Genomic DNA, 26,391 nt, shown 5'->3' on the forward strand with positions numbered 1-26,391 from the left:
CTATTCGGCGGGGACGTCCTGGACCGGGCGCGGACTGTGCTCCGGCAGTCGGAGTATCTTTCCACCCGGTATCACGTCGTCGTCGCCAACCCCCCCTACATGGATGCCCGCAACATGACCGCAGGACTCGTCGACTTTCTGCAGCTGTATTTTCCGAGGGCAGCCTCGGGAATGGATATCGCGTTTCTTGGCCGGTCAATGCATTCAGTTGTTGCCGGAGGGCGTATTGCCCTTGTCACCATGGATAGCTGGCTGGGCAATGCTGAAGGTGCCGGGACCCGGGAGATGCTCCGTGCGGGGGCAAGGATACATGCCTGCCTCCACTTGGGGCCCCGGGCATTCCCGGAAATTGACGGTGAAGTAGTTCGAGTAGCCGCTGTCATCATTGAACCTGGGGAAAGGAACACCAGTGGTCCTTCCGTCTTCATCGATGCGACGGGCGGAGTGTCCGAGGTGGAAAAACAGGAAGTAGTCCGGCGAGGACTGAACCGATACATACGGAACCCAGATTGGTTCGATGCTTTTCCTAGCCGTGTCCTAACGGCTTATGGAGCCACAGCAGACGTTCGTCGGATGTATGTAAGCGGACGGCGGATGGCAGAAGTCGTCGATGTGAGAACTGGCCTCCAAACCGGAGACAACGAGCAATTCTTGCGACTTTGGACGGAGGTGTCAGCAGCAACCATCCGGAGAACGGCGTCTGGACAGGGAAGGTGGGTGCCATACGTCAAGAGCCGAATCCCGCGCCGATGGTATAGCGATAACGACTTTGTTGTGGACTGGCAGGATAACGGTACCCGCATCAGGCGGCACACCAGCGCAGTTCTCCGAAACGAAGCCTACTATGGGCGCCAGGGTATTTCATTTAACGGCCTTTCGAAAAAACTTGCAGCTCGTTTTGTGGATAAAGGAGCAATCTTTGACCAGAAAAATTCGATGGTTTTCGCTCCTTCCGATATTGATGATTACGTATTTCTCGCAATGCTCAACTCTAGTGCCGCAGAAGAATTAATCAACGCCATATCGCCATCGGGATTCGGAGTTGGGGCAATGCAGAAGATGCCGCTTCCTGACGTCGATGACTCTGTTCGTCAAGATATCCTTTCTGATGCCAAGCTTTTGGTTGAGATGGTCCAGGAAAGCAGTGCTGAGGAAGAAACTTCGCTGCGATTCGAAAGCCTGCCCCTAGCTACCCAGCAGTCGAATATGTCGCTCCGCGAGGCCGCCGGCGCGCTCTTCTTGGGCACTGCCAATGCCAAGAAAAAAATTGTAGAAACAGAGGTCCGGCTGGATAAGCGCTTTTCCGAGATTTTCGGTATCAGTGCCTTTGCCGACGAACCCCTTGGCCGGGAGGAAATGGCTGAGGAGGCTTCACAGGCGATTCGAGCGCTAGTGTCCTATTCTGTTGGTTGCATGTTTGGCCGTTACAGCCTCGATACTCCTGGTCTGGTGTTGGCGGATCAGGGTGACACGTTGGCGGAGTATTTGGCGAAGGTGCCGTCGCCGTCGTTCGTGCCGGATGAGGATAACGTGTTGCCGGTGCTGTCTGATGCCTGGTTTGAGGATGACATTGTCGAGCGGTTCCGCGAGTTCTTGAAGGTGTCTTTCGGGGTGGAGCATTTTGAGGGGAACCTTCGCTTCGTCGAGGAGTCTCTGGGCAAGGACATCCGGAGGTATTTTGTGCAGGACTTCTACAAAGACCACGTCCAGCGGTACAAGAAGCGTCCGATTTACTGGATGTTTTCCTCTCCGAAGGGTTCCTTCAATGCACTGATCTACATGCACCGGTACCGGCCGGACACGGCGAGTGTGGTACTCAACGACTATTTGCGTGAGTTCCAAGCGAAGCTGCGTGCACGCCGCGTGCACCTGGACCAGGTGTCGGCTTCGACTGTCTCTTCAGTGAAGGAGCAGACTAAAGCACGTAAAGAGTCGGAGTTAGTTGGGAGAACACTGCTCGAGTTGGAGGAGTGGGAGCAGAGCGTGCTTTACCCGCTGGCAACGGAACAGATCGAGATTGACCTGGACGACGGGGTCAAAACCAATTACCCCAAGTTCGGTGCAGCTCTAAACAACAAATACACGGGATTCTAAATGACGGCGCTTTCAGATGACGAACAGCGCGAGGATAAGGGCGACGCCATGGATGATCTTGATCAAAAGATCAACAACGTTTTTGCTGGTTCTGTTGTGCGCAAGGACCTGGTGAAGACCGTCAAAGGCAACGCAATCGTCCCGTCGTACGTTTTGGAGTACCTGCTCGGACAGTACTGTGCGACTGACGACGAGGCCACAATCCAGGCCGGAATCGATTCAGTCCGCCGAATTCTTGCTGACCACTACGTACACCGCAATGAGTCGGAGCTTGTTCGTTCGACGATCCGGGAACGCGGCCGTCACAAGGTCATCGACAAGATTAGCGTGACACTGAATGACAGGGACGACGTTTATGAAGCGTCGTTCGCCAACCTCGGGATATCTCGGGTGCTGGTTGACTCGTCCACCGTCAAGCAACATCCGAAGCTCCTAGTCAGTGGCGTCTGGTGTCTAGCTGACGTTGAGTACGACCATCCCCTGGATAGTAAACAAATTCCTTGGATCCTTGGTTCGTTGAAGCCGATCCAGCTGTCTAACTTCAACGTGAATCAGTACCTCGCGGCACGCGCTGAGTTCACCACGGAGGAGTGGGTGGACCTCTTGATACAGTCCATTGGCTTCAGCCCCGAGTTGTTCAATCGGCGCGCCAAGCTGACTCAGCTGGTGCGGCTCATCCCATATTGCGAACGTAACTACAACCTCGTGGAGCTGGGGCCGAAAGGCACCGGCAAGTCCCACATATACTCCGAATTTTCACCTCATGGCATGCTCATCTCGGGCGGTGAGATCACGGTGCCCAAGCTGTTCGTGAATAACGCCAACGGACGACTCGGCCTCGTTGGCTACTGGGACACCGTCGCGTTCGATGAGTTTGCCGGCAAGACAAAGAAGACGGACAAAGCGCTCGTCGACATCATGAAGAACTATATGGCCAACAAAACGTTCTCGCGAGGAGTTGAAACTCTTGGTGCTGAAGCATCCATGGTCTTTGTTGGGAACACTCAGCACACGGTCCCGCACATGCTCAAGCACGCTGACCTCTTTGACGAGCTGCCGCCGTCGTACCATGACGCCGCGTTTCTCGACAGGCTGCACCACTACATCCCTGGATGGGAAGTAGACATCATCCGCGGCGAGATGTTCTCCTCTGGCTATGGTTTCGTGGTCGATTACATTGCCGAAATCCTGAAGTCGCAGCGGGTGTATGACTATTCAGACCGGTATAAAGAGCACTTCGTGCTGTCGTCCGACATCTCGACACGGGACCGCGACGGGATCCACAAAACGTTCTCTGGTCTAATGAAAATTCTCTACCCCCATGGGCAGGCGACAGCAGAGGAGATTGAGGAGATCCTGCAGCTCGCCATAGAAGGCCGCAAACGGGTGAAAGACCAAATTCTCCGCATCGATAAGACGATGTCCCCCGTCAGGTTTGGATACGAGACGCTCGAAGGGGAGTGGCGTGATGTAGCCACGGCAGAAGAGCTGCTGTATCCAACAATCTACTACCGAGGGACTGACGGGCGAGCACCTGGAGGAAATGCCGCTGGGCAGGGCACGGACGCCGGTTCAAGCACTGAAACCCAGAATAAGCAGGGATTGGCTGGAGAACCGGCCCGGGAAGACGGGTCTCGAAACCCCGAGCTGGGAAAGATGCTGACGTTCCAAAATGGCCAAACCGGCGCGAGCTACGAGGCGATCTTCGGCCCTTATCTCGACGGCGCGACCAGCGTCGTTATTGAGGACCCGTACCTCAGAGCGAGTCATCAGATGCGGAACCTGATTGATTTCGTAGCAACATGGGCAAAAAGAATTCAGCCGGGCGACGAGGTGACTTTGTTAGTAAAGACTGTTCAAGATGGGGATCCAGGCTATGCGCAAAAACAACTTGGAGACCTCCTTCAAATCAAAGGGTCCGTCGAGGCTGCAGGCATCAAAATGGACGTCCAACTCGTTGAGGCGGCCGCTCTCCATGACCGTTGGGTGAGGATAGACACCGGCTGGGACATTTCTCTGGGCCGAGGACTTGACATCTTCGAGAAGCCGGAAAAGTCCTTTGAACTTGGACAGAGCGTCCAAGAGTTCCGCAAAGTTCGATCATTCAACGTGATCTATCAGCGCACTTCCGTTTCCAAGCGCACCAGCTAGCCGAGGAGATTCATGCCCATCTCTTATCGTTCCATCCTCGGGGTCGAGCCCACCGACTCACTCGTCGACGAGGTGGAGCGCGTTGTCAACGAGTGGCTCACGAGCAAAGGTCTGCCCGTAGTCACGGAAGCGGGAACGCTATTTAACAACGGCAGGGAGATTTCTCGCGCGGACTGGGTCAACGGTCACGTAATGAGTCGTCGGTGGCAGCTCCGGGAACACTGGGATGAGCCCAGGTGGTTTACCGGCGTGCGCGCAGAGAACAGGATTGCGGTGACTTCAATCACCGTAGTCCGTGGTGAGGATCAGGCTCGACTGTGGGTGGACATCGACAGTCCAACTTTGCGTTACACAAACCGGCACGGCGACGAGGTCCTCGAGACCCAGCAGTCTGGAACGCCCCGTGTCATCAAAGCTCTCATCGAGGCAGTGGAGACCAGTGATGGATCTGCATTACCTTTCTCCGATCCCCTGATCATCGCAAGCCGAACGCATCTGGAAGAATTACTGACCATCCTGCAGGATGAAAGGCGGATCGGCGCCGCGTTTGTCACCACCCCTCCGGACGGCGTCACATCTGCCGAGTGGGCACAATCCACAAAAGAAATGATTCACGGCACTGAAGGCATGGCAACGAGCTACATCCTGGACCCAGGACTGCTCTCCTCGTTCAACGCCGTTGCGAAGACGCATTGGCTCCGCGCTGGATCCCTGCGCACGTTTTTGCCAGCTGCAAAGCTTGGCGATCTGTCGGATGCATATCGCCACAAGTTCTTATCACAGCACCGCATCGTTACCGCTAACGCCCGCGGTCTGTCTCGAATGCTCCGCAACTCAGAGGTACGTCGCCTCTCACAGCTTCGGTTGCCGGCGACACTTCGGGAGGTTGACTACGGGCTGCTTCGCAGCCAGCGCTTCCAGCCGCTCGCCGACTTTCAGGAGCTGGAACGCGAAAACGAGAATGCTCAGGCCTCTGGAAATGTAGAAGATCTTATCGCGCTCAATGCAAAGCTGGCCGCGCAACTCCAAGGCCAACAACATGACGCTTTGGTGGCTTTGGAGGAAGCTGTCCGGCTAATGGAAGAAGTCGACGATCTAAAGGAAACCATCCAGGTGATGGAGCTCGAGTCGGCAGAACTGGCCGCCCGAGCAGAGACCTCTCAAGACCTGGTTGATGCTCTACGCCGCCGACTGATAAACCTGCAGGCGGTAGGGGACGCGTACGCGCCTCTGGATGAGTCGGAAAGGACGGCCTACCCCGATTCGTTCTATGACCTTTTGGAAAGGATTGGCGAGTTCGACCGCATTCGCTTCGTGGGCCGAAAGGATCCGGCCCTTGCTTTGGACGAGCATCCCAACATAGCCATTGCTGTCCATAAGGCCTGGGATGCCCTCGCTGCATTCCACGATTATGCAAACCTGACGGCCAATGGCACGTGGACTGGAGGAGGCCTTTATCAGTACATCAACGACGGCGGCCACCGCGGCCGTTCTCGCGTCTTAGGGTACAGGCCCACGGAAAGTGAAACCGTGCAGAGCAATCCCAGGATGATGGCCGAGAGGACCGTGAGTGTGCCTCCGGCTGCTTCGCCAAGCGGGACGATTGTTATGACGACGCATATCGCCTTACTAAACGGCCGTGCCGGCGCGCCGCGTATGTACCTCCATGACAGTGCCCAATCGGATGGCTATGTTTACATCGGATATATAGGTGAACATTTGACGACGGCTAGATACTGAGCCTGGAGTCCGATACGCGCACCTGACGACATTCGATCTGAGAGAGGCGCCATTGGAAATTCAGCCGGAGAAACAGAACCTTGACCAGACTTTCTCCAACACGGTGTACCACATCGATTTTTATCAGCGCAGCTACAAATGGGGCGAGGAACCGGTTCAGCGTCTTTTCGATGACATCTTGTATGAGTTCGAAGAGTCCTGGAAAAAGAACCCAGATCTTGACGCCAACCGGGCAAACATTGACTCGCACTACCCTTGGTACTACTTGAACACGTATGTGACCAACACCGTCGGTGGCCGGGTTTATGTAGTCGACGGGCAACAGCGGTTAACGACGCTGACGTTGACGCTTATCAAACTCGCGCATATGGCTCAGGAGTATGAGTCACAGACTCGACCGTGGCTCGAAAACCGGATTGCTGGGCACTCAGGCATGGAGCGATCCTTCTGGATGAATCACGAAGGACATGTCCAGGTAATGAGGGCACTGCTTGAAGGGGAAGAACTGTCCTCGATTGACGTGAGTTCAGGAGTGACTGCGGAGAACCTGGTCAATAACTACCAGACAATTTCCCAAATCTTGGATGCGAAAATCCAGGGCAAGCGCAAGTTTGAGGTCTTCGTCCACTACTTCTTGTTCCGGCTTGTGCTGATCAATCTTTCCGTCGACACGACGCACGTGCCCATGGTTTTCGAAGTCATCAACGATCGAGGTGTGCGGCTCAAACCTCACGAAATTCTCAAGGGAAAGTTGCTAGGACAGATAGACAAAGGCGAGCTAGCCACGGGGCGTTTTAATGAGCTTTGGGATGGGCAGGTAGAGAGCCTTAACCGCTTTGGCGCCGACACCATCGATAGCTTCTTCCGGTCATGGCTCAAAGCCAAGTTCGCTGACACCCGAGGACTGGGAGTCCGCTTTGACGGCGACTACCACCGGGAAATGTTCAAGAAGGACATGAACGATACGCTCCATCTGGATCACAATGCCTCGGCAGTCAAGGCATTCCTCAAAAGTGATTTCCAGTACTTTTCAAGCTTGTATCACCGTATTCGTGCTTTGGCGGAGACTGAGACGGGCGACTTCCCGGCGGTGTTCTTCAACGGCCGCCTTAACGATCTCGACTCACAGATGCAGTTAATCATGTCAGCTTGCACAGTTGATGATCCCGAGGAAGATGAAAAGATCTCTTTGGTCTCAGAGGGATTAGATCGAGCTTTCTCCTTGCTGAGGCTGCAGGGCCAATACGATTCAAACGAATTTGTCGGCCGTATCTACGAGATCAGTGCAGCCATCAGAAACCAGCCTGCGGATAAGATTCGGCACTTGATGGATCAGCAACTTTTGGCCGAGCTCGAGGAGCGTAGGAAGACCGGCACGACCGAGCTTTTCAGTTACCAGCTCTTCCGTTCGATAAGCGTAGACAGGTTGACAAGCCGGTTTGCTCGCTACTTCTTCGGCCGTGTGGAGCGGTACCTGGCTCAGGGTATGGGCCGGGGTATGAAGCATCCTATATACGACCTCGTTTCGAGGACAGGTGCCAAGAGCGGTTTTCACATCGAGCATGTGCTTTCACGCAACGATGCGAACGTCGCACTGTTCGGTGGGAACGAGGAGTTCTTCGAGGTGGAGCGAAACCGTCTGGGAGCCGTGCTCTTGCTTAGAGGGCGGGATAACATCTCAAGCAGTAACGAGCCTTACGATGACAAGCTCAGATCCTACGCCAACACGTTGTATTGGAATGAAACTCTCAGAGATGACACCTATAAGAGCAAACTCGACTTCCACGAGTTTATCCGCCGTGAAGGGCTAAAAGTTCGTCCCCTTGCCGGCTTCGGGCCTGATGAAGTCGAAGAGCGTCACAGGTTGCTTTTTGAGTTGTCTAGGCGCATCTGGGACGTTATGTAGGAAATTGCTGCCGTGGGGGAGCAGGGATTGCTATGCAAAGTGCTTGCTCCGTCCACGGTCATGGAACGGGCCATCGTAGGGCGTCAATTTGCGGGCCTTGCTGCTTCGGCCGGCAAGACCTGGTCAGTAATTGTCCGTGGCAAATATACGGGCACAAACATAAGGATCTGCATTGAAGCGGTACCAGATAACAAGGCTCGGACCGTGGTCATCGACTGGAAACGACGAAATGGTAGAGACTGATCTCTCTTGGCAGCAGGCATTGCAGTTTATGTCGGGTGGTGCCATGAACATCGATTACGCTCTAGCAAGTCTGGATCACTCGCACACGTACACATTTCATGACAAAAACGGCAGTCTGTGTTTGCTCAGGGAGTACACGGTGACCGAGCATGATGACGGGCCATGAACGGTGATGTGCTTCTAGCACCAGCAGGCGTGGACGCTGCGTTGCTGGCGGATCTTTCCCTGGCCGATCTGAAGGAATACGGAAGGACCGCGGACCGCGACGATCTGCTGAGGTGGCGGTGGCTCGCCTACGAGGTGGACCCGCAGCTGCAGTTCGACTATCCCGCTATGTCAGATACATCCCTTCCGGCCACTTCGGCCATGATCAGGGCCGTGCGCGCCGCCGACCACGAGAGACCGCACGTAACCCGGGCGAGTACAAGCTCGCGGTAGACAGGTTTTCCCAGGCCTTGGCGGCGGCGGGAACAGCAGCGGGAGTGGCTCGGAAGTCGGCGAAATCGTGGAGGGGCTGGAAGCTGGTGACAACATCGTCGTCGAACCCTAGTTTGTGGACGGCGACCGCGACTTGTGCCAGGCGGGCAACTACCACCTGTGCCGGCAGATGGGCTTCATCGGGCTGTCCGGCGGCGGGGGAGGGCTGAACGTTGTGGACGCGCGGTGAGTGCACCCCATCGGCGACATCCCGCTGGACGAGGCGGCGCTGATCGAACCGCTGTCCGTGGCGCACCACGCGGTAGAGATGTTCCTATAGACAACAGAGTGTCGAAAATCGTACTCAGTGGTCTGCAGGGGAAGATGGCTGTATGGAATTGCCGGTCACACGACGACATCGATCTCCCCAAGATCAACCAAATCCGGGGCAGATCACTACGAGAGAGGTCCGCGTCTGATGTCGATGGATGATCTGGTCTATCGAGGGCTGAAATCTGGGCTTGCTTGGCTGAAAGAGATCGGAGTCCAGCGGGTCCTCGTTCGAGGTGAACTAGCGAGGCTGGACGTCGAAGTGTTGGAGGCGCTCGATTCCGACGTTCGTCAGCTCCCGCCCGGATATTCCGGCGGCAATCTCTTCAACGGTTTGTACGGGGTCTACCGCAAGGGTCGATGGGAGGCCCTCGTCATTCGTGGAGAGGGCGAAGAAAGGCCGAATGCAACCGCCCGCCATCGATTCACTGCGGACGGAGGGATGCGTCACCTCGCGGAGGCTCGGGAGGACCTGGTTGAGCAGTGGGAGGACGGTCGGCCCTTCATCGGCACAAGTTCGTTTGCGCCCGAGGATGTCGTGAAGGTGCTCGGGTGCGATCGCATTGGTCGGGTGCGGCGGGTTACTCGCACGGTCGCTGGCTACGTGATCGAAGTGAGTGTCGACGGGGAGCTTCAGCACGTTGCGCCAGAGTCCCTCCAGAAGGTGGATGGAGACCCACGCGATCCAGCCTTCTGGGTAACCTCGGCACCCGCTTCGGCGCGAGAGATCGCAATGACTCTGACCTGTACGAAGTTGCGCGAGCCGCTCTCGAACACCTTGTACTCCTACCGAGCGACAAAAACGGTCTTTCGTGCCTACCAGTTCATTCCTGCGCTCAAGATCCTTAACTCTCCGACCGGGCGGCTACTTCTGGCGGACGAGGTGGGTCTCGGAAAGACGATAGAGGCGGGTCTGGTGTGGAGCGAGCTGGAGCAGAGGTCACCGCTTCGTCGCACGCTTGTGGTCACGCCTTCTTCCTTGACGCACAAATGGCGCATGGAGATGAGCCGGCGTTTCGACCGTGACCTCGAGGTTATCAAGCCCGGCAAGCTGGCTGACCTCGGCGAAGATCTCCTCGCCGGCCGAGACCCGGACATCCACGCGATCATTTCGGTGGAGTCCCTCCGCAGTGCGAGCGACGTGCTGGAGCAGCTGACCCGGATCCGACCGAGATTTGATCTGGTCATCGTCGACGAGGCCCATGTTTTGCGCAATACCGGCACTAGGTCGAACCTGCTAGGCGGGTTGCTGTCCGATTGGGCCGATCACTTGTTGTTCCTGTCGGCAACTCCCATCAACCTACGCTCTGACGACCTCTACAACCTGCTGACTCTGCTCGACGACGGTATGTACCAGGACTCCCAGATCTTCCATATGCAGCTCGAACCCAATCAGCACCTCAACGCGATCGAACGCGGCATTTCTCACGGCTCATCCGGCGCAGCACTGCGCCATCACCTGCGGTCGATCAAGACACTACCCTTCGGCCGCGCCGTCTCGAACCGCCCGGACTACGCGCGCCTAGAGGAGCTTCTTGACACCGCTGCACCCCTGGAAGCGGGCCAACGGGCAGAAGTCAAACGCCTCGTTTCCGAGCTGAACACCTTGAGTGGCGTGCTCTCGAGGACCCGGAAGGTGGATGTACCTGACGCCAAGGCAGTGCGCGAACCCCATCAGGTAGTCGTGAACTGGTCGCCGGATGAGAAGGGCTTCTACGACCGCGTCGTTGACCACTTCATGTCCCGGGCTCGCGCGCACGGAACGCCACCCGGCTTCGCCATGCAGATGCCGCTGCGACAGGTTGCGAGCTGCCTGCCGGCCATGCAGGCGCGACTCTCTGCCAACGCAGACCAGTTCGCGCGCTCAGTGGAGGATTACGACGAGGAGTACGACGAAGAGGACCTGGCGGACATGCGCGAGGACCGGACATCCTTCGAGTGGCATGGCGAGGACTCGAAGTTTGAAGCCCTGCTGGAGCAGCTCACGCACTTGCGCGAACAAGGCTTGCGTCAGGCACTGATCTTCTCCACCTTTCGCGGGACCATCGCGTACTTGGCAGAACGCCTGAGTTCAGACTTTCGGGTCCGGCAGCTCCACGGCGGTATCCACATGGTGGATCGCCAGCCCATCATCGATGCCTTTCGCGATGGGAAATTCGACTTCCTCATTGCGAGCGAGGTGGCATCGGAGGGTCTGGACTTCGAGTTCTGCAACGTACTGGTGAACTACGACCTGCCCTGGAACCCCATGCGAGTCGAGCAGCGAATCGGTCGTTTGGACCGATTCGGCCAAAAGCACGAGAAGGTCCTTATCCTCAACATGCATGTGCCGGGGACGATCGAGTCCGACATTTTGGAACGCCTATACACCCGAATCGGCGTATTTCAGAACTCTATTGGAGACCTCGAGCCCATCCTCAGGGACGACTTCCGTGACCTGGCTAACCAAATCCTTGATCCGCGACTGGACGACTCTCAGCGAAGGCAGCGAGCGGAAGAAATCGCAACGGCCATCGAGACAAGGGCAGCGAACCTTCGGCGACTGAATGAGGAGCGAGCCACTCTGTCCACGATTGACGAGATGCAAGTGGAAGGCCTCTCAGAATCAGGGCCAGTGGACGGGCGGTATGTCGGAACGACAGAAGTGCGCACCCTCATTGAGCACATGCTGCGAGCCACTGGGGGCAAGCTGGAGAAGTCGGAGCGTCCGGGCATCCTGCTATTGCGGGGAAGCAATGAGCTCTCCGACCTCATCTATCGCTTTCGAGGCACTCAGGGAGCGAGCCGTCGGTCAGCGATGCTGTTCCAAGGTCGTATCCGCAACGGAGAACCAATCGAAGTGACCTTCGACGCCGACCTGGCAAGCACGCGAGACGTGGAACTCCTATCTCTCCGACATCCCATCGTTGACGTGGCAGTGCACCAGCTGGAACAGGACAGGCTCGGGTTGCATCGTTATGGCATAGGCAGGCTTGCGACGCTGCCGTCCGGCACTCGCTATGCCGTCACGGTGGACTTGGTAGCGTCGACCGGCGTGAGGCCGACCAAGGAATTGTGGTCAACGGCGATCGATATCCAGACCGGGGCCGTTGCACCGGACATCGGCGTTCAGTTGCTGGAGGCCGTGGCGAACGGATCGCTGGAGGAAGCTACTGGTTCCACGCCAACGCCGATGGAGCCCTTCCTCATATCGCTTAAGGAGGTCAGCTGGGCTCGGCACCGTGCGGAGGAGTCACGCAGACGTTTGGACAATGAGGCGTTGGTAAGGGCCCGCCTCGACGCGCGCAAGGCGAGTCTTCAGGTCAAGATCCTTAAGGCGAGAGCCACGTTGGACGTCGTTATGGAGCGGGAACGCGATCCGAGGGTCATCCGGATGGCAGAAGGTCGCATCCGCAACCTCGGTCAAGACCTTGAGCAGCTTGAGGCCGAGCTGGAGGAGCAGCGGGCCTTCTCGATGAGCCGCAGGACGGTCGCAGTGATTGAGCTCGTCGGTCCGGCTACTTGACGTCCCACCAACGGCGCTCCATTGGCTGCCAGTCCGGCTCCTTGACAGGAAGCGCAAGGCGCGCAAACCCTCCCGTGAGCACTGGCCAGCGCGTGACGCGGAATGACTGACTCGTTCCCTGGCCGTCGGTGATGTTGATGCGCCCCTCGGTGGACAGGTCGAAGCGGACAGCACCATAGCCGAAGGCAACCTTTAATCCGGGCACATCGGTCTCCTTGTGCCGCAGATCGACCGGCGTCCCGTCCATCGCATAGACAGCGAGGCGGCCGTAGCCGGTTGATGGCAATGATCGAGCTGAATCGCGATTGACCGCGGTGGCACCGTCTGGCCACTCGTACCTGAGCCGGTCCCGGCTCAGTGCTTGCCACCATTCGTAAAGCTTCGTGTGTGCTCGGTAGAGCGGAACACGGGTCAGGTCCCCGTCTCCCGCTGAGAACTCGAGCACGAAGTCGAAGGCGGGACGATGCAGATTCACCTGCTCGTAGGAAGTGTTCTCGGCAAGCCCAGCAACGATCGCCTCCCGCGCACCGTTCCTGCCGGGGAAGGTGTGAATCTTGGCGGTGGGTAGCTTCCTGCTAAGGAACTTCTCCACCGCGGAGGCGCGGCTCATGCCCCCGGCAAGGAGAACGTGATGAACGTTTGAGGTGAGGCTCTCTTCCGAAATCTGGCGCAGGGCAGATGTGACCGCACCTTCGGCGCGGGTCAGGTATGATCCGCGCAGGGTCGAGAGGATAAGGGACCAGGCGCGTTCCAGTTGCGGACGCATGGCATCCTCCAGCTGCTCGCGGGTGTAGTGCAGGCTGGGCAGGTTGCCTGCCTGATAGCCGACATGCACCTGCGTCACCTGGTATGTCGAGAGGTCAACCTTCGCCTCAGCTGCTGCGCGCATCAGATAAGCTCTCGCTAGATCAACGTCGGGCAACGCCTCGAGCTCGATCCCCTGGTCGCGGAGAGCGATCTCCAAGTCAGCGACGATCGTTCCGTCGAGCACGTCGCCGGCCTCGTTGAGGCCGTCTGAGGCGAGGACGTAGATTTCGGGATCCCTGAGCGGGCCGGTCGTGACGTCAAGGACGGCGACGTCGAGCGTTCCTCCGCCCATGTCGAACACGAGCACGCGCTCTTCGTCGAAGTACTCCCTCTGTTGCGTTCGCTGGCCGATCCAGTTCAGTCCAGCGGCGATCGGCTCATCAATCAGAGTCGAGGGGCCGACGCTGAAGCCCGCCGTCTCGGCGAGGCCGAGCAACCGTTTACGCTGATCCGCATCCCACATTGCAGGGCAGCCGAGTCGCGTCACTCCTTTATCGGAGATGGGGAGCCGATCAGCGCGGGCACGGTTCGCGATCTCGCGAAGGACCGCGCCGATGACCTCGTCGGCGTTGCGTTCGACGGAACCGTCGGCGCTTCGCGCGACTACCGCGCGTCCGGTGATGCAGCGCTTGACCGAAGTGATCAGAGCGGAGGGATTGTGCGTGAGCGCGTCCTCGCCGACCACCAAGGCGTCACCGCTGACCGCAGCAGCGGAGGGCATCCACGATTCGGCGTGACCGATTGGGACCACCGTCGGCCTGCCCGCCGGCATGCTCTCCGCGATCAGTGTCGTGCTCGTGCCAAAGTCGACACCTAAAAACTGCTCTCGAGCCACTTCAAACTCCTAATAAGTTCGTTCGACGAGCGCGCGCACGAGAACGATCTCATCGGCACCCTCGCCCCATGTATATCCGATGCCGGTGACAGTCACGGGTGTGTCGGGCAGTGGCGGCTCCCCGATGACATCGTGACGCTGTGGGTCATAGGGCTCCGTCCGACCTGGTACACCCGACGGAGTCAGTCCCTCACGGGCGGCCATCCGCCGCACGCGCTCCCGGACGCGCTGAGCGGACTGACTGTCGGCAGCTCCGTCGACGTACGCGCAGAGCTCCGCAAAGGCGCGCATGACATCGATCCGGATCTGGCGCGACTGAGATTCGCGAAGTTCCTTGGTGCTCGCGGCGGCCTCGCCAAGTCGTGCCTCCATGCGGTGCAGCCGGTCATCACTCAACCGCGCGGCTTCCTGCGCCTTGCCGAGCAGCTCCGTCTTTTCCCTCGCCTGGCGAGTGAGGGTCTCTACTTGGTGAGCAAGCTCGGATATCCGTGTCTCATTCCTGAGGCGCACAAGCCACGCCCGGCCGACGTTGTCATCCCGTAGGACTCGGTCGAACGCCCGCTGAACGTCACTTTCATCCATGAGGCGAGCGAGTGCAGTGGGGGCAGCGAGCGACGTGAGCAGCTGACGCCTCGTCGTGGCTGACGTGAGCCTCTTGACCACCAAGGGCTTGACTACGGCGGATGCTATGGCATCGCTCTCGAGCGCGCTGGCCAGGGGCGTGGTGGCGACCGCAGCTAGATCGTCAAACTCCACGCCGCGCCACCACATGTCGTCGGCGAGATCTGCTGGATGATTGCGCCAGATCCACCCCAGCACGCGCGCCCTCGAGCCGGTCGCATTCAGCGGAACGGACGTGAGCCGCCGGGCCACCGCGGACCTATCTTGGAGCGCGAGATTCTTCCAAGAGTCCTGATCCATCGCGCCTATGACGGCCGCCAGAACTCCAGCGACCCACTCACCCTTCTTGCCAGCATCTTTCAGCGTTTCCATCTCGCGGGTGGCACGAAGGACAGTGCCCAGGCTGAGGAGACCAACCGAGGGCGAGCTCAACAGCCTCCGAACCAGGAAGTCCTTGGCGTGCCGTAACTCTTGCGCTCTGGCGGTCGCGGGCTCAAGACGGCGCAACTCGGCGTCTGCCGCATCCATCAGAGCGGCCGCAGCCTCGGGTCCCGCCAATTGCACCGGATCAATTGTCTTGACCGCCTTGCTGTCCCTCGGCAGGGCCTGCAGGATCAAAGCAGCTTGACCGAGCGCCGGAACGGCCGCTTGAAGCGCATCGTCGGACAGCGAGTCCACAGCGAGCCCAGCTGCCAAGGGATTCCGCAGGGCACTGCCCAGTAGCCGGGACCAGTTCTCAGGCCGTTGGCCTGAGACCGAAATGGCTTGGACGAGTTCGACAGCCGGGTGGATTTGCCCGCCCTCAGCACTGTGTGCGCTGCCTCGGTCCTCGTTCCGGGTTTCTGAGTCCATTGACCTGCCAACAGCACCATCGGCGACCTGCGGAACAGCGTCACCTCCTCGCTCGGCATTTCCGGCATCGAGTCCCGCCGTCACGGTGCTCTCATTCATGGCGGTCCGTCCGGGCACTTGGGCGGCTACGTCAGCCGAGACTGCATCAAGCGGAGCCTGCCCCACCCAGACGTACTTGAGGCTAGCCCCCTTACCCGATGCCTTGACATTCTTGTTCGTCTCGAAAGTCTGGCGAGCCCGCTTCCACAGGGCGCTGACATCCCCGGTAAAGACCTCCTCGACACGCGCGATGAGGTCTTTGCTCGACAACGGCTTCGATGAGTCGAGAAGGGCGAACGCGAAAGCCTGTGCCGGCGACGACCGCACGAGCTCTGAGGTGGCAACCGGGTCGACGTGCTTTCGGTGGCGTAACCCACCAGCCGCGGTGGCAAACCGTATGCGGTCCCCATCAACACCGAGTCGGACATCATCGGTTGACCCGTCACTCCAAAGAACTGTGACCTCAACACCCTTGCCGTCGACGAGGAGTCCCTCTCGAAGGACCACCCGAGATTTCTTATCGAGGTCCACGACCACCTGAGGCACTTTCACTCGCGTATTCTATCCACAGCACCGGCTTCGACCCGACCTGAAAATGATCAGTTCCACAAGCCTGTGCGCTGGACCGTTTCTCGTCGGGGAACGCGAACTGTGATCACCGGCCTTACCCGAGTCGGCATAGCCTGCTTGTCGAGAGACGCCGTCCGGCCGGGGGAATGGTGGTGAGCGTGGCCATCCGGGGCGCGCCCGTCACAGTGGACATGCAGAAGCTAGTGCTGAAGGAGATCGACCTGCGCGTGACCAGCAGTTCAGGATGATGCAGAAGGCAAGGTGGACCGCAAACCGTTCGTCACTGGCCGGATCGCACTGGAGGACCTGGTGGAGCAGGGCTTCGACACGCTGATCAGCCACAAGGACATGGCGGTGAAGGTGCTGGTGCACCCGTAGGTTCTGGTGGCCGGGCCGTGCCTGCCTGCCCAGGAAATCAGCCGGCCGTGTAAAAGGGCCCAGTTCCTTCTCAGCATTGGCGCAGGAACACAGAAGCATTGGATCAAGACCGGCTTTGCCCGTGAATTCGCGTGAGACGATTCACGTACTACGCGCACAATGCACGATTTGGGGGTCTCCAACAGTGAAGTACAAAAGGTTATTTATTGCCGGCGCTTGCTCTTATAGCGCCCACTGAAGTGGCCATCAGGCACGCGGAGCAACCCCGGCGCGCTCAGACGGGTGAAAGTCACAGCCGTGGAATCCGCATCGAACTCGAGGGACACTGATGACCTTCGACTTCCATTCAGATACTCCGGCCGGCAAGGACCCTGATTCCTTCAGCCCTTCCCTGCGGAAGTTCCACCAGCTGCTGTGGAGCAAGGAGTTGCCCACCGGCCAGCACTTCCACCTGTCTATGGCACCCCGTGCGTACCTTGTGCACCGATCCTCGTCCGGTGCTTTCTTCCTCGCCAGCGACGCCATAACCACCAGGCTGCGAAAGAAGGCTCGGAACGTCATCCGTGACATACCGGAAGACGACCTACCCGAGTACCTCGGTTACACCCCCGGAAGCACGCTCGTGTTTCCAGGCAACAGGATCGGCAGAAAGCCGACGATTAATGGTGCACGCGGACTCCATCCCAGGATCGCCGATCGCTTCGATCTGACTCTTGAGTGCATCCGCCGCCACTATCTTGGTGAGCCGAGCCCCCTCGCAGAGGTTCTGCGCAGATATGCGGAATTCTTCGCACTGTTTGGGGATTTCGCCGGGTACGTCAAATTCTTCTTACTGGAAGACCTCCTGGAGGATGACGGCCAGACCATCCGGTTCTTCCACCCGTTCGCCGACTTCAGCACATCAGCGGTTCCGAAGGACCGTGACGAATACCTCGAGTATTTATGGCTCAGCAACGCTTTCATCTCCGCGCGCAATCGTAGGATCGACGAAGAACTTCAAGGGCGGATCGCACGGTAAGCCGGAAGTCCACGCAGTCCCAGCCCCACCGGCCCTGCGGAACGGCGGCGTCCGCGGTCAAAGCTCGCTGCGTCGGCCGGACGGCTCTTTCTCCGTGTCCGTAGCCTCGGGAGGGCCGAAAGGGCCTCAAACGACGGGTTCAATTGGTCCGGGCCGTAACTTACCGGTTTTCCGAACCGCTGAGCGGCGCCAGAACCAGCAGACATGCAGGATTGTCAGGGCCGGATGCCATGATTGGATGCATAGATTGAATGACGGTGCTGATGCCGGTGCCGTAGATGGGGGAATCCGATGAGTCTGTCCAACCGCGAGTACGTGGGCCGGGCCCTTGAGGTCTTGGCGGTTGGCCTTGAGCCTTACATCACAGGAGTGCTCGCTGAGCTAGCCCCCGGCGTGCCCTGGACCAAGATCATTCAGCACAAGGACGAGAACGCCGGTCGGGCCGCGCAAACCTACGCCCCCACCGATCTCAGCCTGCAGCTGCGCATTATGACTGAATCCATGGGGTCACTCGGCTACCCCTTCAACCTCCCGCACGATGCGCGCAGCCACACCTCCGAGCTGCGCCAGGCACGCAACCTTTGGGCACACAATGAATCCTTTGACGACGCCGATACCTTCCGTGCCCTGGACACCGCCGGTCGGTTGGCAAAAGTGATCGGGCTGGACCAAACTCACAGCGAGTTGGCTGCGCTTCTCACCGAGTACCAGAACCGCTCTTCTCCGAACCCTGAACAGCCGGAAGAAGACCAGGAGGCTCTGCCGGCCGCCGTCGAGCAGTCCGACCACCCGGAGGAAAGCCTTCTAGGTGAGCCCTCGGCCCATGGACCGGCTGCATCCGCTGCCCACGTTGTGGTTGCGGTGACCACAGCAGATGCACTGAGCTACGCGATGGCGCACAACGGCTTCCGCTTCGTCAGGCAGGTCAAGATCACCAACAATGGCGCGGAAATCCGCGGTGCAGTGGTCCAGGTGGAGGCCTCCGCGCAGTCAGGCCGGATCTCCGGCGACTTCCAGCAGTATGTGGACCTTGCCGCAGGCCAAACCATCACGCTCGATGACCTCAACGTTCCTGTTCAGGCCGCCACCATGTATGAACTGGCTGACCGCCAGATGGGAAAGGTGCTGGTCACCGTCCACGCGGCGGGCGCCGATGCCGCCGTGGCGGAGCTGGGCCGCGCGGAGACGGACCTGACGCTCCTGCCCGCCCAGCTGTGGATCGCCGGCCGGGGACTCGTCTCCTACGAGTTCCTGGCCGCGTACGTGCAACCACACCATCCCAGCATCACCAAACTCATGTCGGAAGCCGCCGACATCCTGATGCAAACAACGGGCAGCGGCAGCTTCGACGGGTACCTGGAAGACGGGGACCGGGTTGACCAGATCGTGTTCGCCATCGCCCAGGCCATGAGCGCCCGTGACATCCGCTACAGCATGCCACCCGCCAGCTGGGGACTGGAAGGCCAGCAGATACGGACGCCGGCGCAAGTCCTTGACGATCGTTTGGGCACGTGCCTGGACACCACGCTGGTCCTGGCCGCCGCATTAGAATTCTGCGGCATCAGGCCTCTGCTCTGGCTAGTGGACGGCCACGCATTCCTCGGCTACTGGCGCGAGGAAGGCAGCCTCAGCACTGCGGCGTCCGACGACGTGCCAGAGCTGGTCAGCCTCGTACAGCGGGGCTTCGTCGGCCTCGTGGAAACCACTCTCCTCACGGGCAGTCAGCCGATCTCGGCGGCCGCACTCCGCAGCAGCCCGCTGAACCGCTATGTGGAAAGCGGCAATGACGAGATCAACGCGGTGACTGACATCAGGCGCGCCCGCCTCGATGGCATCTACCCGCTGCCGGCCCGGACCACGTCCGACGCCGGAACCTACACCGTGGTCAACTACGTCCCGGAAACCAAGACTTCGCCGGCTCTGCCCCAGAAGGCACCCTCGAGCGGAGGAGCCTCCCGGACCGCATCCGATGTTCCACCCCGGGTGCTCCAGTGGAAGAACGCCTTGCTGGACCTGAGCCTGCGGAACAGGCTCATCAACTTCACTGACACCGCCCGGTTCCCACTCGCAGTGCCCACCGCATGGATGGGCGCCTTCGAGGACCTCATCAGCAGGGGCACGCCCGTTAGTCTGCTTCCGTCCAACCAGATCAGTGCCATCCACCAGGAGCGCGGCGTCCGCTTCGGCCGGGACCTTCCCCAGGACGAACTCGCCGAGCTGCTCAGCTCCAAAAAGTCGGTGTTCGCCGAGGTCAGCGAAGACGGCTACAACGCCAAGATGCGGGGGCTCGCCTACAAGGCGAAGACCCAGCTGGAGGAAACGGGAGCCAACAACCTTTACCTGGCTATTGGCAGCCTGATGTGGGAACTGGACGGCCGGGCGCTTCGGTCCCCGCTGGTTCTGGTCCCGGTGAAGCTGAGTTCTGCAGGGAAAAACGGTCTGTACCGGGTCACACTCGATGAGACCGGCCAGTCCACGCCAAACTATTGCCTTCTCGAGAAGCTGGCCCAGTCTCACGATCTGCGCATCCCGGGCCTCGCCGAGCCGGTTGAAGACGGATTTGGAATCGATCTGGACGCCGCGTTCGCTGCAGTCCGTGCCGCCGTTTCGGCCAACGCCCTGGCTTTCCGCGTGGAAAACACCGTGGACCTGTCCATGTTGCAGTTCGCAAAGTTCCGCCTGTGGAAGGACCTTGACGAGAACTGGAAGGAATTTACCGCCAACAGCCTGGTCAATCACCTGATCAGCACCCCCACGGAACTCTATTCAGACAGTGTTGCCGTCACGCCCGACGTCGACCTGGACGCCTTGGCTGCCCAGTGTCCAATACCAGCGGACTCGTCGCAGTTGGAGGCAGTCGCGTCTGCGGTCGCCGGCCAGACGTTCGTCCTGGAAGGCCCTCCGGGCACCGGAAAGTCACAGACCATCACCAACCTCCTGACCCGCGCCATTGTTGACGGCAAAAGGGTTTTGTTTGTCGCGGAGAAACGGGCAGCACTCGATGTTGTTCAGAAGCGGCTCGACGACGTCGGGATGGGGCCGTTCTCCCTTGACCTGCATGACAAGGGCAGCAAGCCGGCGGTGGTCAGGGCGCAGATCAAACATGCCCTGGAGCTTCGCCTGTCTGCGAACAAGCAGCAGCTTGAGACTGCCTCCACCGATCTTGCCTCGGCCCGCCGTGGACTGGTCCGGTATGCCCACAACGTCCATGAGGAGAATGGCGCGCAGCTTTCCCTCTACAGCGCGCGGACCAAGGCGCTGACCTATGAACCTGACCATGCGACGGTTCCGCTCAGCCCGGAACTGACAGCGTCTCTGAATGACTCCACCCTGAACTCGATTCGGCAGGTGTTCCGGGAACTTCCGGAGTTCACCGACCCCGTCCGTCCTGGACCTGACCACCCATGGCGGTTCGTCTCTGTTGCGGCGGGCGACCAGCAGGAGCAGCAGCTGCTGGCTGTGGGTCGCCGCCTTAATGAGGCGCTGAACGCCTTGCGGCCAACCCCTGGGCTTCCGTCGGTTCTGGACGCAGCGCAGTCGCCGGCCGACGTCGGAACTCTCGCTAGTCTGCTGCAGGACCGGAACGTCCCACTGGGAACACTGGATGTGGTCCGCTCCGGCGACTGGTCTGTCAACGCTGAACAGCTGGAGAAACTGGTTACGGCCTTTGCGTCCGTCCAGCATCCGGGCCTTGAGCACGTAGCGCCGGGGGCCATGGACCTTCCCCTGCCAGAAATTCTCGGCCGTGCGCAGCAGGCCGCAGCTTCCGGGTTCTGGGGACGCAAGAAGCGGTTGCTGGCAGTGGCCGCCGAACTGTACCCCGTGCTTGTTTCCGGAGCTGAAGTCCGCCACAGGGAGCTTGTGCCGCTGCTGGAGAAACTGGTGGCCGTCCAGCACGAGGTCTCCGGCCTGCGGGCAACGAGGGGCTCGCTGCCGGGGCTTCCTGCGGATCAGCAATGGAACCCGCTGACACCGGACGCCCAAGCCGACCTGCGACACCGCATTTCCTGGCTGCGCTGGGCCGCGCAGGCGGTGCAGCCGTCTCCGGAGCCCGCCGTCGTGAGCTTCCAGAGCGAGCTCCGTACGTTCCTGAAGGACGCCCCGGACGTCCACCAGAACGTTGTCGGCTGGCTGCGGGAGCTTTCCCAGGCCTGGGAAGAATTCCTTCAGATCCAAGGTGTGGGTACCGCTGACCTGCGTACGTGGACCGGTGAGCGAGGCTTCCTGGCCCGCTGGTGGGAAACGTGCGTGGCGCGGCGACTGGATACGGCGGGGTCGGTGCCGCTGACGCGGTGGCTCGAGCTGGTCCGCCATGTCGAGCCGCTGCGTGCTGCGGGGCTAGTGGACGCCCGTAGTGCCATCCTCGACGGCGAGCTGGAGGCCGATGACGCCGCAGCAGCTTTTGAACGCGGTTTGGCTGAAGGGTCGCTGGCCGAACGGCGCATCGCTACCGGGTTGAGCGACTTTGACACCATCGTGCACGAGCGCACCATCGAGCGGTTCACCAGCCGAGCGGAAAGGGTACGCGAGTTGCTCAAAACCAACCTCGCCGCCGGGGTCCTCCGCTCCCGGACGGTCTCGTCGTCGTCGACCTCCGGACGCATGGGCGAGCTGCAGCGGCAACTGACCAGGCAGCGGGGCGGCATGTCCGTCCGCAAACTAATGGAACACTACGCAGACCTCATCACGGGGATCATGCCCTGCACACTGGTCAGCCCGGATTCGGTGGCGCGGTTCTTCCCTGCCAAGGCAGCTCTGTTCGACATCGTGGTGTTCGATGAAGCCTCGCAGATACGGGTGGCCGACGCAGTGGGTGCCATGGGCCGCGGTGCGTCAGTAGTGGTGGTGGGTGACAGCAAGCAGATGCCGCCGACGTCGTTCGCGGAGATTTCCTCCGACGCCGGCAGCGACGGGGACGCCGAGATCTCGGTGGTGGAGGACATGGAGTCGATCCTTTCCGAATGCGTGGAAGCGCGGGTGCCACGGCAGTGGCTGTCCTGGCACTACCGGAGCCAGGACGAATCGCTGATCGCTTTCAGTAACCAGCAGTACTACGACAGTAAGCTTTCCTCGTTCCCGGGCCCGTCCCACGGCGCTGCGAATGCCGGTGTCCGCGGACACGGCGTGAACTTTGTCCGGGTCGACGGCCAGTTCCACCGTTCGGGACCATCCAAGGTCCTTCGTACCAATCCTGTGGAGGCCGCGGCGGTGGTGGCCGAGATCCGCCGCAGGTTTGATGCTGATTCCGCGGGCACTCCCTCCATCGGTGTGGTGACGTTCAACCTGCAGCAACGCGCACTGATCGAAGGTCTGCTGCGCGACACGGAGGAGCCGCGCATCGTCGCTGCTCTTGACGACGACTCAGAAGGGCTGTTCGTCAAAAACCTTGAGAACGTCCAGGGTGATGAGCGGGACGTCATCCTGTTCTCGACCGGGTTTAGCAAGAATGACAAGGGATATCTGCCGCTGAACTTTGGTCCCCTGAACCGGTCCGGTGGTGAACGGCGGCTCAACGTGGCGGTGACCCGTGCACGCCGGCAGGTTGTTGTTTTCTCCAGCTTCAACCCGGCCGACCTGCGCTCCGAAGAAACCAGCTCCGTGGGCATCAAGCACCTGCGGTCGTACCTTGATCTGGCCGAGCAGGGGACCGCTGCCCTGCCTTACGATGGGCGCCGCGCCGCCAGCGTCGACCTGCACCGGGAAGAGATAGCCGACGCGCTGCGAGACCGCGGCTTTGTCATTTCAACAGACGTGGGGCTGTCCGACTTCAAAGTTGATATCAGCGTTGCCGTTCCCGACAACCCCAACCGCCCGTTGATGGCCGTCCTTCTGGACAGCCCCGCGTGGGCTGCCCGCCGGACGGCGGGCGACCGGGACGGGCTTCCCGGGGATGTTCTTACCCGCATGATGCGCTGGCCCTCAGTCCAGCGGGTCTGGCTGCCGGCCTGGCTGGCCGACCGGGACGCCGTGCTGGACAAGCTTGAAGCTGCTCTGGAGGAAGCGTACGAGGCGGCAGCTCCTGCTTCAGAACCTCAGGATGCGATGACTGGCGGAACTCCCGCGGCGACGAGCTCCGGACGACGGGCGGCAGAGGCGGCCGCACCTGAGCAGGAGTTCGTTCTGGTCGCCGGCAAGGACACTTCGCCGCTTGGCCAGGGAACCCTCCTGGAGGCCGTTCAAGCGAACCCTAGGCCAGCCACGCTTGTTACCGCATCCGCCCAGTCCAGCTACGAGCCTTGGACTGTCCGGCGCTTCGGCGGCCTTGAAGTACTGGACACGCTTCACTCCCGCAGCTCCGTAACAGCCGTACGCGAAGCTATCCAAGATGTGATCGCAGCAGAAGGACCTATCCACCAGGAGCGGCTCGCCAAGCTCGTCTGCGCTGCTTTTGAACTCAACAAGGTGAACTCGCAAAGGGCAAATTCCGTACTCGATGTTTTGGACGAATCACTCCACTACTGCGACGCCGACGGTTTTATCTGGGACGCCTCGGTTGACCGGGAGATGTGGGAGCAGTTCCGCCCGAACAGCGCTGACACCACCAGGAAGCCTGAGCACATCAGCGTTGTCGAAATTCGGAACGCGATGGTCGACATCGTGCGGCTCTCCGGTGGCATCGCAGTGGACGAGCTCCACCGAGAAACCATCAAAACTTTCGGGGGCAAGCGTTTGACGGCAGGTGTGACAGCCCGCCTGAACGAAGGACTGCAGTATGGCGTCGACACGAAGAGGCTTGAGCTTCGAGGTGCATTCGCGCAGCTGGCTAGCTAGGCGAATAAGGCATTTAGGCACTCATCGATTTTTCCCAGAAGCATAGCAAGCGGGCCTGCAGATGCCGTTAGCTAGCTGGCGCCCGCACCCAAAACAAATTGATTCAAATTTTGATCGGAGTTCCCATGTCCCAAGAACCCACACTGCTCTTTCTGCACGGCGTCGGAGACGGAAACAGAGACCGTGCCTGGCTGACTGGCCTTGAGGCGGCGTTATCGCGCCTGGGGTATCCGGGCATAAACCCTGAATGCATACTTGCACCCAGGTATGCCCACGCACTCAGGGACAGTGATGAATCCTTCCCTCTGCCGAAGATCAACGTCAAGCAGCCTGCGAGGGACAAGCTCCGCCAGAATCGCCGGGATTTTGAGCGACGCACAGCTGCGCTGGAGTTTCGGTTAGGAAGACATGACCACGGAAGCGGCTGGGGTGGCGCCGAACTAGTGGTTAACGGGGCGGCGAACCTTCCCGGTTTCGCGCAAGTCCGAAAGTACCTCGGTGACGCTGACGTCAGAGCACAGGTTCTGCGGCTCATCCTTAGCAAAGTGCCCGCAGCTGGCCGGATAGTAATCGTTGGTCATAGCCTAGGGTCAGTAATTGCTGCAGACCTGATTCAGCGGTTACCAAAAGAGCTCGAGGTGGTCGGCTTGGTCACCATCGGCAGCCCACTGGCGAGCGGCAGATTCAATGTCGACAAACTGCGCGAAAATATGCAGGAGCCACCCACCAACTTGGCTTGGTGGGCAAATTTTTGGAACGTGCTGGACCCAGTAGCGGCCCACAGGGGCCTGTCGTCGGTGTACAACTGGATGCTTGACTTCCGAATTGGAACTGGATTCAACCACCACGTACACGACGCCGAAACGTACCTTTCACACGATGCCGTCGCCGAAGCCGTGGGGTTTGGGCTCTTCGGATCCAAGTCCAAGGAAATCGTCCTCGCGGAACGAGGTCTCGATATTCCACTGGATGCGTCTGAACTGACTGCCTTGGTGGCACTGCGTTATGCCCATCTGCTCAAGGAACGGCTGGACGGCGAACAGGGTATTCGATTTGCTGGAGCGTTGCGGCAAGTGCAGGCCACAGTCGTCGACGAAATTCGTCAAAGGAATAAGGAAGCGGGGAGGCCGCTGCCCTCTCAAGTTGCAAGGCTGGCCTTCGACGCATCAGACTCGAATGCGAACGTCCCTAAGCCCCTGCCGAGCCGTCATCTCGCTAAGGAGGACGCGGTAACGCTACTGACAGTTCTGGCATCCGAAAATGTGATCAGGCCGTTTGATATCAATGTAGACCGCGGTAATTGGCTCGGCGCAATGCGGGAGCTTACCTCCGAGATGGGGTTGGGTAGCCAGTACGGTACTCACGTTTTTGAGGCTGCCAAAGAGGCCCAAGATGTGCTCAGTGGAGCGCTCGTAATTGATTGGAAGAAATGGGGAGCACTCGGCGCGGGTGCCGTTGCACTAGTCGTTGCTACCGGCGGTCTGGCCTTGGCTGCGGCACCTGGGGTAGTCGGGGCCGCAGTCATCACGAGTGCCCTGGCCGGATTCGGTCCTGGAGGAATGATTGGTGGACTTCTAACTGCGGGGACGCTGGTGGGTGCGGGTGGTGGTGGCATCGCCTTTAGCCTTGCCAGCCCCGGCACTTCAGCCGAAACCGTCGAAGCAGTGATTCAGCGCCGCTTGGCGGCCGCGATACTGCGCCAGCGGCAAAACCTTGAACCGGACTACACGCTGTGGAGCATCCTAACTTCAAATGAGATAACAGTCCGCCGCGAATATGAGCGGCTGGACGAGTTCTCCGATGAGTCCGCTCAGGCACTGAAAGAGCTGAAGAAGAAGCTTGAGACAATTGGAAGGGCAATGAAGTACTTGTCCGAGAACGGCCTTGAGCCGAAGCTGGTTGAAGATCTAGCGGAAGATGCAGAGGACCTGGCGGAGAGCCAGGACACTGCTGCGCGCCAGCCCTCACCACTTAGCTAGACGTACTGTTCACCGAGGTTGGGAACGCACGGGTCGCAGCCTTATGTCCAGGGCCGGTGGGCGCGTCATAGTCGCCCAGTTCTTGCTCTTGTATATGGTCTGAGGAAACCTGACTCGGCGATCCGCTGCGGCCGT

11 protein-coding genes and 1 pseudogene are annotated in these 26,391 nt (G+C 59.8%); 10 read left to right on the plus strand and 2 right to left on the minus strand.

What is annotated here, in order from left to right:
- The 7 genes and pseudogenes from pglX to CXQ90_RS09955 all read left to right on the plus strand — a co-directional run.
- Nucleotides 1-2,094: BREX-1 system adenine-specific DNA-methyltransferase PglX (pglX, locus tag CXQ90_RS09920; protein ID WP_146068882.1), on the plus strand; the 2,094-nt coding region annotated here is incomplete at its 5' end.
- Nucleotides 2,095-4,245 carry a BREX system Lon protease-like protein BrxL gene (brxL, locus tag CXQ90_RS09925; protein ID WP_219816653.1) on the plus strand — a complete coding sequence of 717 codons (2,151 nt, stop codon included), beginning with the start codon at nucleotides 2,095-2,097 and terminating at the stop codon, nucleotides 4,243-4,245.
- Nucleotides 4,246-4,257: 12 nt separating this feature from the next.
- The gene (locus CXQ90_RS09930) at nucleotides 4,258-5,985 is read left to right on the plus strand and encodes a hypothetical protein (RefSeq protein ID WP_104138815.1); all 1,728 of its coding nucleotides are present in this window, start codon (nucleotides 4,258-4,260) and stop codon (nucleotides 5,983-5,985) included.
- A 52-nt stretch (nucleotides 5,986-6,037) separates the two neighbouring features.
- On the plus strand, nucleotides 6,038-7,891 hold the full coding sequence (locus CXQ90_RS09935; protein WP_104138816.1) for a DUF262 domain-containing protein: 1,854 nt from the start codon (nucleotides 6,038-6,040) through the stop codon (nucleotides 7,889-7,891).
- Nucleotides 7,892-8,308: 417 nt separating this feature from the next.
- Nucleotides 8,309-8,572 carry a hypothetical protein gene (locus CXQ90_RS09945; RefSeq protein WP_146068879.1) on the plus strand — a complete coding sequence of 88 codons (264 nt, stop codon included), beginning with the start codon at nucleotides 8,309-8,311 and terminating at the stop codon, nucleotides 8,570-8,572.
- 37 nt (nucleotides 8,573-8,609) lie between these two features.
- Nucleotides 8,610-8,876 (plus strand): annotated as a pseudogene (locus CXQ90_RS09950) (alcohol dehydrogenase catalytic domain-containing protein); the annotation flags it as partial.
- Nucleotides 8,877-9,029: 153 nt separating this feature from the next.
- Nucleotides 9,030-12,386 carry a helicase-related protein gene (locus CXQ90_RS09955; protein WP_104138820.1) on the plus strand — a complete coding sequence of 1,119 codons (3,357 nt, stop codon included), beginning with the start codon at nucleotides 9,030-9,032 and terminating at the stop codon, nucleotides 12,384-12,386.
- Here the strand turns inward: CXQ90_RS09955 and CXQ90_RS09960 are convergent.
- Together CXQ90_RS09960 and CXQ90_RS09965 are read right to left on the minus strand one after the other, a co-directional pair.
- The gene (locus CXQ90_RS09960) at nucleotides 12,379-14,028 is read right to left on the minus strand and encodes an Hsp70 family protein (RefSeq protein ID WP_104138822.1); all 1,650 of its coding nucleotides are present in this window, start codon (nucleotides 14,026-14,028) and stop codon (nucleotides 12,379-12,381) included. The genes CXQ90_RS09955 and CXQ90_RS09960 overlap by 8 nt on opposite strands.
- Nucleotides 14,029-14,037: 9 nt before the next feature.
- Complete coding sequence (locus CXQ90_RS09965; RefSeq protein WP_104138823.1) at nucleotides 14,038-16,092, minus strand: hypothetical protein; 2,055 nt, start codon at nucleotides 16,090-16,092, stop codon at nucleotides 14,038-14,040.
- 724 nt (nucleotides 16,093-16,816) lie between these two features.
- Here CXQ90_RS09965 and CXQ90_RS09975 point away from each other — a divergent pair.
- The 3 genes from CXQ90_RS09975 (at nucleotide 16,817) to CXQ90_RS09985 (ending at nucleotide 26,256) form a co-directional block, all read left to right on the plus strand.
- Nucleotides 16,817-17,506: a hypothetical protein gene (locus tag CXQ90_RS09975; protein WP_104138825.1), complete on the plus strand. Its 690-nt coding sequence runs from the start codon at nucleotides 16,817-16,819 to the stop codon at nucleotides 17,504-17,506.
- A gap of 291 nt (nucleotides 17,507-17,797) precedes the next feature.
- Nucleotides 17,798-24,277, plus strand: a complete 6,480-nt coding sequence (locus CXQ90_RS09980) for a DUF3320 domain-containing protein (RefSeq protein WP_104138826.1) — start codon at nucleotides 17,798-17,800, stop codon at nucleotides 24,275-24,277.
- Nucleotides 24,278-24,924: 647 nt separating this feature from the next.
- Entirely contained in the window at nucleotides 24,925-26,256 is a 1,332-nt protein-coding gene (locus CXQ90_RS09985) for a hypothetical protein (RefSeq protein ID WP_181038509.1), read from the plus strand.
- Nucleotides 26,257-26,391: the final 135 nt, after the last annotated feature.

This window comes from Arthrobacter sp. ZGTC131, from assembly GCF_002929275.1.
In the GTDB taxonomy this organism is placed as follows: Bacteria; Actinomycetota; Actinomycetes; order Actinomycetales; family Micrococcaceae; genus Arthrobacter.